8 protein-coding genes and 12 tRNA genes are annotated in these 12,183 nt (G+C 43.4%); 18 read left to right on the plus strand and 2 right to left on the minus strand.

The genetic code is table 11. From position 1 onward, the window contains the following. Positions 1-62: 62 nt before the first annotated feature. From BSG1_RS07815 to BSG1_RS07870, 12 genes are all read left to right on the plus strand, one after another. Positions 63-136 (plus strand) — tRNA-Met (locus BSG1_RS07815). 6 nt (positions 137-142) lie between these two features. After that, positions 143-219 (plus strand) — tRNA-Ile (locus BSG1_RS07820). A gap of 19 nt (positions 220-238) precedes the next feature. Then, a tRNA-Ser gene (locus BSG1_RS07825) sits at positions 239-331 on the plus strand. A gap of 15 nt (positions 332-346) precedes the next feature. Continuing rightward, positions 347-420 (plus strand) — tRNA-Met (locus tag BSG1_RS07830). 36 nt (positions 421-456) lie between these two features. After that, positions 457-533: transfer RNA gene (locus BSG1_RS07835), tRNA-Asp, on the plus strand. A 169-nt stretch (positions 534-702) separates the two neighbouring features. Next, positions 703-778 (plus strand) — tRNA-Phe (locus BSG1_RS07840). A gap of 18 nt (positions 779-796) precedes the next feature. Next, positions 797-872: transfer RNA gene (locus BSG1_RS07845), tRNA-His, on the plus strand. 9 nt (positions 873-881) lie between these two features. Next, positions 882-955: transfer RNA gene (locus BSG1_RS07850), tRNA-Gly, on the plus strand. Position 956: 1 nt separating this feature from the next. Beyond that, positions 957-1,033 (plus strand) — tRNA-Ile (locus BSG1_RS07855). A gap of 9 nt (positions 1,034-1,042) precedes the next feature. Next, positions 1,043-1,117: transfer RNA gene (locus BSG1_RS07860), tRNA-Asn, on the plus strand. A gap of 7 nt (positions 1,118-1,124) precedes the next feature. Further along, positions 1,125-1,215, plus strand: a tRNA-Ser gene (locus BSG1_RS07865). A 9-nt stretch (positions 1,216-1,224) separates the two neighbouring features. After that, positions 1,225-1,296, plus strand: a tRNA-Glu gene (locus BSG1_RS07870). Positions 1,297-2,043: 747 nt separating this feature from the next. Here BSG1_RS07870 and BSG1_RS07875 read toward each other — a convergent pair. Beyond that, positions 2,044-2,223: a hypothetical protein gene (locus BSG1_RS07875; protein ID WP_006836435.1), complete on the minus strand. Its 180-nt coding sequence runs from the start codon at positions 2,221-2,223 to the stop codon at positions 2,044-2,046. A gap of 210 nt (positions 2,224-2,433) precedes the next feature. On the opposite strand from BSG1_RS07875, the gene glgB reads away from it, so the two are divergent. From glgB to BSG1_RS07905, 6 genes are all read left to right on the plus strand, one after another. Then, positions 2,434-4,386, plus strand: coding sequence for a 1,4-alpha-glucan branching enzyme (gene glgB, locus BSG1_RS07880; RefSeq protein WP_006836436.1), 1,953 nt, complete (start codon positions 2,434-2,436; stop codon positions 4,384-4,386). Next, positions 4,316-5,476 (plus strand): glucose-1-phosphate adenylyltransferase, encoded by a 1,161-nt coding sequence (locus BSG1_RS07885; RefSeq protein WP_044022587.1) that lies wholly within the window; start codon positions 4,316-4,318, stop codon positions 5,474-5,476. The genes glgB and BSG1_RS07885 overlap by 71 nt, the downstream gene beginning before the upstream one ends. A 32-nt stretch (positions 5,477-5,508) precedes the next feature. After that, complete coding sequence (locus BSG1_RS07890) at positions 5,509-6,537, plus strand: sugar phosphate nucleotidyltransferase (RefSeq protein ID WP_044022588.1); 1,029 nt, start codon at positions 5,509-5,511, stop codon at positions 6,535-6,537. Continuing rightward, positions 6,534-7,985, plus strand: coding sequence for a glycogen synthase GlgA (gene glgA, locus BSG1_RS07895; RefSeq protein ID WP_006836439.1), 1,452 nt, complete (start codon positions 6,534-6,536; stop codon positions 7,983-7,985). The genes BSG1_RS07890 and glgA overlap by 4 nt, the downstream gene beginning before the upstream one ends. Further along, entirely contained in the window at positions 7,975-10,383 is a 2,409-nt protein-coding gene (locus BSG1_RS07900) for a glycogen/starch/alpha-glucan phosphorylase (protein WP_006836440.1), read from the plus strand. Before glgA ends, BSG1_RS07900 begins: the two co-directional genes overlap by 11 nt. Before the next feature lie 148 nt (positions 10,384-10,531). Beyond that, a complete protein-coding gene (locus BSG1_RS07905; RefSeq protein WP_006836441.1) occupies positions 10,532-10,954 on the plus strand; it encodes a hypothetical protein in 423 nt (140 codons plus the stop codon). Between the two features lie 94 nt (positions 10,955-11,048). On the opposite strand, the gene BSG1_RS07910 is transcribed toward BSG1_RS07905, so the two are convergent. Further along, a complete protein-coding gene (locus BSG1_RS07910; RefSeq protein ID WP_006836442.1) occupies positions 11,049-11,804 on the minus strand; it encodes a TraR/DksA C4-type zinc finger protein in 756 nt (251 codons plus the stop codon). Positions 11,805-12,183 lie beyond the last annotated feature (379 nt).

The raw sequence follows: 12,183 nt of genomic DNA on the forward strand, positions 1-12,183 counted from the left end.
GCGCAGCAAAAGTGAAGCAATAAATGCTTTTAAAAGCTGAAGCGATAAACAATCAATAACATGGCGGTGTAGCTCAGCTGGCTAGAGCGTACGGTTCATACCCGTGAGGTCGGGGGTTCGATCCCCTCCGCCGCTACTTAAGGGACCTTTAGCTCAGTTGGTTAGAGCAGACGGCTCATAACCGTCCGGTCGTAGGTTCGAGTCCTACAAGGTCCACCACTACTTTGATTTATAATACGGAGGAATACCCAAGTCCGGCTGAAGGGATCGGTCTTGAAAACCGACAGGGGTGTTAAAGCCCGCGGGGGTTCGAATCCCTCTTCCTCCGCCATATTTCCCTTATCGTCGCGGGATGGAGCAGTTCGGTAGCTCGTCGGGCTCATAACCCGAAGGTCGCAGGTTCAAATCCTGCTCCCGCAATACAAGAGGCTTTCGCCATAAGCGAAAGCCTCACATGGTCCGGTAGTTCAGTTGGTTAGAATGCCTGCCTGTCACGCAGGAGGTCGCGGGTTCGAGTCCCGTCCGGACCGCCATTTTTCTTAGAAATATCATTTGGATGTTTTTCCAGAATAAAAGGGTTTCAATAAGCAAGAAGGTCGAGGAAGTGACTGAACGAACACCGGAGCGCACTAGAGTGCGTGAGGATGTGAGTGATGGAACTGACGAAGAGATTCGCAGCTTAGTGGAAGCCGAAACTATTACGGCTCAGTAGCTCAGTTGGTAGAGCAATGGACTGAAAATCCATGTGTCGGCGGTTCGATTCCGTCCTGAGCCACCATCTTTTTAAAACATTATGGCGGTTGTGGCGAAGTGGTTAACGCATCGGATTGTGGTTCCGACATTCGTGGGTTCGATTCCCATCAGTCGCCCCATTAAGTTTTGCGGGTGTAGTTTAGTGGTAAAACCTCAGCCTTCCAAGCTGATGATGAGGGTTCGATTCCCTTCACCCGCTCCATGGGCCTATAGCTCAGCTGGTTAGAGCGCACGCCTGATAAGCGTGAGGTCGGTGGTTCGAGTCCACTTAGGCCCACCATGGTATTATTCCGCAGTAGCTCAGTGGTAGAGCTATCGGCTGTTAACCGATCGGTCGCAGGTTCGAGTCCTGCCTGCGGAGCCATTTATACGGAGAAGTACTCAAGTGGCTGAAGAGGCGCCCCTGCTAAGGGTGTAGGTCGGGCAACTGGCGCGAGGGTTCAAATCCCTCCTTCTCCGCCATCTGAATATGGCCCATTGGTCAAGCGGTTAAGACACCGCCCTTTCACGGCGGTAACACGGGTTCGAATCCCGTATGGGTCATCCTAAGAGACTATCTAAACAGATAGTCTCTTTTTTATAGTCAAAAAAATTTAGTTAACAATACATTCTCACTTCTGATAGTCAACGGAACATCTGGGCTGAGAGTTGCTCGGAGAGGCTTGTTCTAACCCTTTGAATATTTTATGTGCAGAGTCTTATGTATTTGCAAAAAAGTCTTCGTCTTATAGATGGTGACGAGGAAAGGAACTTGGATATTATGATAGTAAAAACAAGGGAATCCCCTGAGATATGGTTTGAATGATTCTTTTAGTACATAAAATTAAGAAAACCGAGAAATAATGTATGATAACCCTCGTCATTAGGTCATCATCTACTACAGTCTTTGAAATGATGCCAGAATAGTAGTTCTTTTAGTACATCAAATACAAGAAGACCGAGAAAAGATGTTTGAAAACCCTCGTATTAGGTCACCATCTACTGGAGTCCTTGAAATGATGCCGGAATAGTAACTCTATTATTACATAATACAAGTAGAACTAAAAATGCTGCAGTAAATGCTATTCATTAACAACATGGACGGTAAGAGAGGCAGTAATTGATGAATGGAAACCCGCACTATTAGTTCACCAGTTACTAAATCTCTAAATGTACTAAGGAAACCGATTCTATTAGACCACAGTTGTTACTTGAAAAGATATAGCAAAAGCCGTTTCATTAGGCTTTAAAAAAAGTAGAAAAAGTAATCAATAAAATTAGTGTTTTGAATTTTAAATCCACTGCATTCACTCACGTCAAAGTTCCTATTTTACCTGGTATATCTAAAGATTCCTCGTCGTATTCTTTTAAGCTCATTATGTTTAATCCCAATACTCCTATCACCCTCACTGAACCCCTTTCTTTGCTACCATTTTTTAACATATCAATACGATATTCTACTGCCCATGATCTTGAAGTCCTCTCTTTCACCTATATTCTTCCTCCATTTTCGTAAAAACTTTTCGACATAAACCGTCATATTCTCTTAGGACTCACTGCTATTTAAAAGTCAAATTCCGAGTTAAACGCTTTCATATTTCGACTGTGTCGGAATTGAGCGAAATGTCACTGAAGGATTCTCTTCAGTTTACACGAAGAAGTAGTATAAAATACTTTTAAACTTAACTGCAGGTGAAAGAGATGAATGCTGTGATTCCTACTGATTTTAATATTCATTTGTTCCATGAAGGGAATTTGTTTGAGGCCCATCGTATGCTTGGTGCTCACCGTATTGCAAATGGTGAAGGATACAGCACGACCTTTTGTGTCTGGGCTCCTGCTGCACGTTCTGTGAGTGTGGTTGGAAGTTTCAATGATTGGGATGGCAAGGGCTATAAGTGCGAGAGGCTCAATAATGAAGGGGTCTGGTTCCTGAAAGTCGATCAAGACCTTCTTGGACAAACATATAAATTTGAGATCGAGACAGCGACAGGCGAAATTCTGTTGAAGAGCGATCCTTATTCCTTTTGTAATGAGCTTCGTCCAAATACGGCAAGCATCGTAAGCGAATTGGGTGGTTTCGAGTGGACGGATGAAGAGTGGCTTGCCAAAAAAAGTGAAGTTCCTCCTTATGACCAGCCAATGTTTATTTACGAAGTCCATCTGGGGACTTGGCGCAAAAAGGGTAAAGAAGATTTTTTGAGTTATCGGGAAATGGCCGCTGAAATCATTCCTCATGCTGTCTCAAATGGTTTTACACATATTGAACTACTTCCGATTATTGAACACCCCTACGACCGGTCGTGGGGCTATCAGGGGACAGGTTATTTTGCTCCAACCAGCCGTTATGGCTCTCCTATTGATTTTAAATTTTTCATTAATGAATGTCATGCTCATGGGCTGGGGGTCATCATGGATTGGGTTCCCGGGCATTTTTGCAAAGACGCACATGGGCTTTACCGTTTTGACGGGTCCTTCCTCTATGACTATGCGCAGGCCCATGATCGCGAGAATTATACTTGGGGAACCGCCAACTTTGATCTCGGAAAAGGGGAGGTTCAGAGTTTCCTAATCTCCAGTGCCCGTTTCTGGATGGAAGAATACCATATCGATGGTTTCCGGGTGGATGCGGTAGCAAATATCATTTACAGAGCAAACCAGGAAGAGAAAAGCGTCAATGATGAGGGAATTGCTTTTTTGAAAAAAATGAACAAATCGGTGTTTGAATTCGATCCTCATGCTTTGATGATTGCAGAGGATTCCACAGATTGGCCGCAGGTTACGTCACCTGTCCATTATGGAGGACTTGGGTTCAATTATAAATGGAATATGGGCTGGATGAACGATGTGCTGAAATATATGGAATCCCAACCTTCTGAGCGAAAGGAACAACATTCACTGATCACCTTTTCTCTCTTATATGCATTCTCTGAAAACTACATCCTGCCATTTTCACATGATGAAGTGGTACATGGAAAGAAATCATTACTGGATAAGATGCCGGGGGATTACTGGCAGAAATTTGCCCAGCTACGCTTACTGCTGGGATTCATGACAGCTCATCCGGGCAAGAAACTTATATTTATGGGAACCGAGGTAGCTCAATTTTCCGAATGGAAAGACTTGGAGCAAGTGGACTGGCATTTGCTGGATTTTGAAAAACATCAAGGGTTTAACACATATCTCAAGGAACTTTTGCATTTATATAAAAAGTCGCCTTCATTGTATGAGCAGGACCACCGGTCGGAAGGCTTCGAATGGGTGGATGCGAATAATGCCGCCCAGCAGATATTTTCTTTCATCAGAAAGGGAGAAGAGCCTGATGATTACGTGATGGTCATTTGTAACTTCAGTCCCGAGGTTTATCACCATTATAAAGTTGGCGTCCCAAAGGCAGATGGTTACAGAGAAATTTGGAACAGCGATCATCATAGGTTTGGAGGCTCTCACCAAATAAATCCAGAGATTTTGACTGTAAAGAACGAGGGGTATCATGGGAAACCATGTCATGTGGAGATGACCATCCCACCATATGCAATAGTGTATTTAAGACCAATTCATCACAGGAAGGAGCGCATTAAATATGGCAAAGTCAAATTGTGTCGCAATGTTGTTAGCAGGAGGGAAGGGAAGCAGGTTAAGTTCCCTGACTAAAAGCCTGGCTAAGCCCGCAGTTCCATTTGGAGGAAAATATCGAATCATTGATTTCACTTTGAGCAACTGTACCAATTCAGGCATTGAAACGGTGGGTGTGCTGACCCAATATCAGCCGCTGCTCCTTAACTCTTACATAGGGATTGGAAGTGCATGGGATCTGGACAGAAAAAGTGGAGGAGTGACGGTCCTGCCTCCTTACGCTGAGTCATCTGAAGTGCGCTGGTATACAGGGACTGCGAGTGCCATCTTCCAAAACCTCAATTATATTGAGCAATTTGACCCTGAGCATGTCCTGATTTTATCCGGTGATCACATTTATAAAATGGATTATGAAAAAATGCTGAATTACCATATCAGCAAAAAAGCAGATGTGACCATTTCCGTACTTGAAGTCCCTTGGGATGAAGCGAGCCGCTTTGGAATCATGAATACTTCAGAGGATATGAGAGTAGTAGAATTTGATGAAAAGCCTCAGTTCCCAAAAAACAACCTGGCTTCCATGGGCATCTATATTTTTAACTGGTCACTTCTGAAAGAGTACCTTGAAATGGATGACCGTAATCCTGAATCCAGCCATGATTTTGGAAAAGATGTGATTCCGTTGCTGCTTGAAGAAAAGAAGAAGCTGATGGCCTATCCATTCAAGGGCTACTGGAAGGATGTCGGAACAGTTAAAAGTCTATGGGAAGCGAATATGGACCTACTAGATGACGACTGTGACCTCAATCTCTTTGACCATGAGTGGAGGATCTACTCTGTGAATCCTAACCAGCCGCCACAATATATTTCAGAACAGGCAGAGGTCGAGGGTTCGTTAATTAATGAAGGCTGCTATATTGAAGGAATTGTCGATCACTCGGTATTATTCCAGGGAACCAGAGTGGAAGCCGGTGCTCATATAAAACAATCCGTCATTATGCCGGACGCAGTAATCGGTAAGGGAGCATACTTGGAGAAAGTGATAGTACCGCCAAATGTTCGGATTCCAGATGGAGTATGCATCATTCCTGAGGAAGGTTCCGACGAGGTCATCCTAGTATCAGAGACGTTCCTTGAATCAATCATGGCAGAAGAGGAAGCACAATAATCATTTCATCTATGTGACAAGGGGGAAATCACTTGAATAAATCAATGCTTGGAGTAATTGACGCAACTGCTTATCATCAATCTCTGGAAGATTTATTGCTGAACCGTTCGCTGGCGGCTGTTCCAATCGCCGGCAGATACCGATTGATCGATTTTATTTTATCCAATATGGTGAATTCCGGGATCAACAGTGTGGCAATCTTTCCAAAATATCAGTACCGGTCGCTGATGGACCACTTGGGTTCAGGGAAGAACTGGGATTTAAACCGGAAAAGGGATGGACTATTCTTTTTTCCGGCACCAGCGCTGGATTCGGTCGATGAGGGAATGGGCTCTTTCAACCATTTTGCTCATCATATGGATTATTTCTATAGAAGCAAACAGAAATATGCCTTGATCAGCAATTGTAATACAATCTTCACAACCGACTTCAATCCGATGCTTAAACGTCATATTGAGACTGGCTGTGATATTACTAAAATGAATCATAATCAAGAGTCGATGGAGATCTACTTGATTGAAAAGTCCCTTTTAATCGACTTAATCGAGAAGCGCGGGGAAACAGGTTATACCTGTATGAAGGATGTTGTAGAAGACGTTTCAAGCAATTTAACGATCTGTGACTATGAGTATCTTGGATATGTGGAAAGAATTGAATGCATTCAAAGTTATTTTACAGCCAGCAGGAATTTATTAAGCCCGGATTGCTGGAAGCAGCTGTTCCGGAAAGAGTACCCAGTCCTTACAAAGGTGAAAGATGAACCACCTACAAGATATCAAAAAGGAACAGTCGTGAAGAACGCCATCATTGCCAATGGTTGTTTTGTTGAAGGGGATGTAAAGGAAAGCACGATCTTCCGGGGAGTCAAAATCGGTCAAGGCAGCTCTGTTTCCAACAGTATTATTATGCAAAAAAGCCAGGTTGGAGAAAATTGTGTTTTAGAATATGTCATTCTGGACAAAGATGTGAAGATAGAGGACAATGTGAAGCTTATCGGAAGCCCGGAGAATCCGGTTGTCATCAGAAAAGGAATGATTCAAGGAGCGTTGATGAACTCGTGAAAGTATTATTTGTTGTCTCGGAATGTGTCCCTTTCATAAAGTCCGGAGGTTTGGCCGATGTAGCGGGATCCCTGCCAAAGGAATTGAAAAGTCTTGGAACAGATGTGAGGGTGATTCTGCCCAAATATCAAACAATCGCACAACCGTATAAAGATAGAATGGAAAAGGTGTGCGAGTTCTCTGTGTCCCTGGGATGGCGGGAACAGTACTGCGGGATAGAATCATTGGAACTTGATGGGGTCACGTTCTACTTTGTTGATAATGAATACTATTTTAAACGGGATGGCCTATATGGCTATTGGGATGATGGAGAGAGGTTCTCTTATTTTACAAAATCCGTGCTGGAAAGTTTGTCGCACCTTGACTTTTACCCGGATATTCTCCACTGCCATGACTGGCATACTGCAATGATCCCATTCTTATTGCGTACTCAGTATCAATGGAGAAAAGGATACAGTTTTATCCGAAGTATCTTTACGATTCATAACCTGCAGTTTCAGGGCGTTTTTCCTAAAGAGGTGATGACAGGGTTATTGGGAATCGAAGAGTCTTATTTTCATCCGGAACAGCTTGAATTTTACGGAAACATCAATTTCATGAAAGCCGGCCTCATTTCAAGCGATTATATTACCACAGTCAGTCCTACCTACCGTGATGAAATTCTGACAGCCTATTATGGAGAAAAGCTTGAAGGAGTGCTGCGGGGGCGTGCAGGCAGCCTGCAGGGCATTTTAAATGGTATTGATGACTCTTACTATTCTCCCGATGCAGGCGGCGATATAGCGCCTTATACAAAGGAAGATCCCACTGGGAAACAAGTGAACAAGAAACGCCTCCAGCAGAAATTTGGATTGGATCAAAATCCTGATGTACCGGTCCTTTCAATTGTTTCAAGGTTAACGAAGCAAAAAGGACTGGATCTAGTGAAAAGAGTTTTTCATGAGATGATGCAGGAAAATCTTCAATTTATTATTCTTGGAACAGGCGATCATGAATTCGAGCAATTCTTCAAAGAAATGGCGCATGCTTATCCGGATAAGCTTCGTGTGCATATCGGCTTTGATGAAGACCTTGCAAAGCAAATATATGCGGGAGCCGATCTGTTTCTCATGCCGTCAAGATTTGAGCCATGTGGATTGGGTCAGATGATTGCTCTAAGATATGGCACTCTTCCTCTTGTACGTGAAACAGGAGGATTGAATGATACCGTCTTGTCCTATAATGAGAAAACAAAAGAAGGGCATGGATTCTCATTCAGGAATTTTAACGCGCATGATATGCTCTATACGTTAAATCGTGCGTTGGCGTTTTATCATAATGACAGGGAAACATGGAACAAGATTGTCAGAGAAGCGATGGGAATCGATTGTGGATGGGCCCAATCTGCGTTTAAGTACAATCAGCTGTACGCAAAAATATCATCCAGGAGTGAGAGCCATGTTTTCTGATACGAATGATTTTAAAGAAGCCTTTTTAAAACGTCTTGAAATGATGTATGGCAAAACTTTTCCTGAATCAACCGCGCGTGATCAATATTTCACCCTTGGTAATATGATCAGGGAATACATCAGTATCAATTGGATTGGAACAAACGAGCAATATCGGTTCAACGGACAGAAACAGGTTTATTATCTGTCGATCGAATTCTTGCTCGGTCGTCTCCTTCGTCAAAACCTTATGAATCTCGGAATCTATGAAGTTGTGGAAAACGGATTAAACGACCTTGGAATTGATCTTGACGAAATCGAAGAAGAGGAAGCCGATGCAGGCCTTGGAAATGGCGGCCTTGGAAGACTGGCGGCTTGCTTCCTTGATTCTCTTGCCTCCCTGGATTTACCGGGCCATGGCTGCGGCATCAGATATAAACACGGTCTCTTTGAGCAGAAGATTGTAAAAGGATTTCAAGTCGAGCTGCCGGAACAGTGGCTGCGTCACGGCCATGTGTGGGAAGTAAGAAAGCCCGATTTAGCGGTGGAGGTTCTCTTTTGGGGAAGAGTAGAATCTTACGAACACAAGGGCCGTTGGAAATTCAGGCACGTGGATGCGGAAGCTGTCACAGCCGTTCCATATGATATGCCGGTTGTCGGATACCAGACTTCCACCGTCAACACCCTGAGGCTATGGAGTGCTGAGCCCTCCTCCTATCAGGCCGGCAAGGATATGATGAAACATAAAAGAGAAACGGAAGCGATCACTGAATTTCTTTATCCGGATGATACGCATGATGAAGGAAAGACGCTGCGTTTAAAACAGCAATATTTCCTTGTCAGTGCCAGTCTTCGGTCCATTCTCAGGTCCTATCTGGCAAAGAAGCGTGATATCCGTGAAATGCATGAGTATATATCGATTCACATCAATGATACGCATCCCGTATTGGCCATCCCTGAATTGATGAGAATCCTGCTGGATGACCATGGACTGAATTGGGAAGAGGCTTGGGAAATCACGACAAAGACGTTTGCTTATACGAATCACACGACATTATCCGAAGCGTTAGAGCGATGGCCTGTCAGGATATTCGAACCATTGCTGCCACGCATCTTTATGATTGTGAATGAAATCAATGAACGGTTCTGTCAAAGTCTTTGGAGCCAATATCCCGGCGACTGGAGCAGGATTGAGCAAATGGCGATCATTTCTCATGACGAAATTAAAATGGCACACCTTGCGATAGCAGGAAGCTTCAGTGTGAATGGTGTGGCAGCGATACATACCGAAATCTTGAAGCAGCGTGAAATGAATCTGTTCTATCAATTTTATCCTGAAAAATTCAATAATAAGACGAATGGAATCACTCACCGGAGATGGCTGTTAAAGGCGAACCAGCCGCTTTCCAAACTAGTGACCAACGCAATAGGCAATGATTGGATTCACCAGCCGGAGAAGCTGGAGGAGCTCCATGCCTTCAAAGATGACCGGATGTTCCTTGAGGAATTACAAAAGGTGAAAACACATAAGAAGCAGCAGCTTGCTCAGAAAATAATGGAACAGAATGGGTTGAAGGTAGACCCGAACTCGATTTTTGATGTGCAAATTAAACGTCTCCATGCGTACAAAAGGCAGCTGCTGAATGTATTGCATATCCTTCATTTGTATAACCGTTTCAGGGAAGATTCGAGTTTTGACATGCATCCGAGAACATTTATCTTTGGGGCAAAGGCGTCACCTGGTTACTTTTACGCGAAAAAAATCATTAAATTAATTGATTCGGTGGCAAAGCTGGTCAATAATGACCCGGTTGTAAAAGGCCGCATCAAAGTGGTGTTCATGGAAAATTACCGTGTTTCATTAGCGGAGGATATTATTCCGGCTGCGGACATCAGCGAACAAATCTCGACAGCAAGCAAAGAGGCTTCCGGTACGGGCAACATGAAATTCATGATGAACGGTGCTTTGACGGTAGGTACACTGGATGGGGCGAACATTGAAATCCTTGAAAAAGCGGGACCTGAAAATATCTTTATCTTTGGATTAACAGCCGAAGAAGTGATGAAGTATTATGCTGAAGGTGGATATTATTCCATGGAGTATTATCATCATGACGAACATATCAGGCAGGTCGTCAACCAGCTGATTGATGGCACACTGCCAGACTCAGCCGATCATTATGAAGAGATCTTTGATTCCCTGCTTGCTGAAAATGACCAATATTTTGTGCTGCGCGACTTTGCTTCCTATGCCAATATTCAGGAGAAAGCCGGCAAAGCCTATGAAGATAAAGAACAGTGGCTGAAAAAAAGCCTGATCAATATCGCTGGATCCGGATACTTCTCCAGTGACCGCACGATCCGAGAGTACGCAGAGAATATCTGGGGAATCGCAGGTAAAGAACTTCAGAAGAAATAAGAGAAGGGAAACGCCGGCTTTACGGTGTTTCTTTTTTTTAGTGGTTATTGACCTTTCTGCGCAAAGAGGGGGGCTTAAAGGATGTTTATTTAGAATTAGGGGAATGAGGGATTATCGGCCTTTAAAGCTGTAATTAGAGGACGTTAATTTGAGAGAAGAGGGATTATCGACCTTTAAAGCTGTTTTAGAGGATGTTAATTTGAGAGAAGAGGGATTATCGACCTTTAAAGCTGTTTTAGAGGATGTTAATTTGAGAGAAGAGGGATTATCGGCCTTTAAAGCTGTTTTAGAGGACGTTAATTGGGGAGAAGAGGAATTAACGTCCTTTAGAGCCCTTTTAAAGGACGTTAATTTGAGAGAAGAGGGATTATCGTCCTTTAGAGCCCTTTTAAAGGACGTTAATTTAGGAGAAGAGGAATTATTGTCCTTTAAAGCCCTTTTAAAGGACGTTAATTTACCAAAAGAAGAGTTATCGTCCTTTAGAAAAAGCTTAAAGGACATTAAAATAAAAAAAGAGCAGCCATCGTCCCCTAGAATCATCTTAAGGAACAATAACTGCCAAATAGGCTAACTAATGTTTTCCATATGTAGAGGACCGATTCCACCCGGCCCTCAAGTGTGAGTAAAGATATCTATTTATCATCAGGCACGGATGCCTGTGATTTTTATTTTTTCTTATCGGAAACGTAACTGTCTCCCTTTTTATAAGGGATGTTTCCAATCGGTGATTCTAGATCTTCTCGATCCAATTTGTCTTCATATTCATCCATTTTTTCATTAGGGACAACTTTCCTGTTCTTACCTTCAATGTCTGTTGCCGAGAAGGAATCCATGTCTTCGGTGTTTCCGTCATTCGACCTGACACCGTCCTGATACATGGAATCATAGTCCTCGTATGTTCCTTGAAAATCGGAAGGGGTTTCAGAAGTGCCGTACCTGCCTGCTTCCTGGAAGCTGTCCTGGTAGTCTTTGATTTCATCTTGTCTGCCTTTGATGAAACTGTCATTTTTAGGCGGAGTCAGCACTTCTTCCTCAACCGGCCTGTCTGTTGCGCGGGTGGTCTCTGGTGTGTCGTCTATGCAGTAAAGGGTGGTCGGCAGCACTTCCAATCTTTCGTACTCAATTTCTTTGCCGCACACCTTGCATTTCCCATATGTGCCTTCTTCCATGGCAGAAAGAGCTTGTTCCACTTTCTCCATTTCTGTTTCTGCGTGCTCATCCAGGGCAAATTCTTTTTCACGTTCAAATAACTCAGTGCCCAGATCAGCGGGATGGTTATCATACGTATTCAGTTCACCGTACCGTTCCTGCTCGCTTTGGCCGTGCAAAGTCTTTTCGTCATTATCCAAATGCTGCTGCAGCTGTTTCTTTCGCTCCAACAGTTCATCCTTTAACTTGCCAAGCTGTTTATCCGTCAACATCCGCTTCACGTCCTTTATTCCTGTTTTTATATTGTCGTAAACCTCTTAGTGTGAAAAAGTAAAGTTGATTTCTGGTATGTTGTACTTTATCCATAATGAACAGGCCGGAAACATTATTTTGAGGATGGAAAACATTGAAAGGGCGGTTAAGCGGGAGGCGATGTTCGCTTGGAAAAGGCAGCAAGGCGTCGTATACAGGGTAAATCAAAAGGAATAGATAAAGGTGAAAATGAGGAATTTGCAGTGGTGGAAATGGAGTTATGGTGTCCCATGAAATGTTCATAAGACCAAAACTAAGGTGGATTTGCCGCTAGGGTGTCTCATGAACGTTTCATAAGACCAAAACTAAGGTGGAAATGGAGTTAGGGTGTCTCATGAA

The organism is Bacillus sp. SG-1, assembly GCF_000181495.1.
Taxonomy (GTDB): domain Bacteria; phylum Bacillota; class Bacilli; order Bacillales; family Bacillaceae_B; genus Rossellomorea.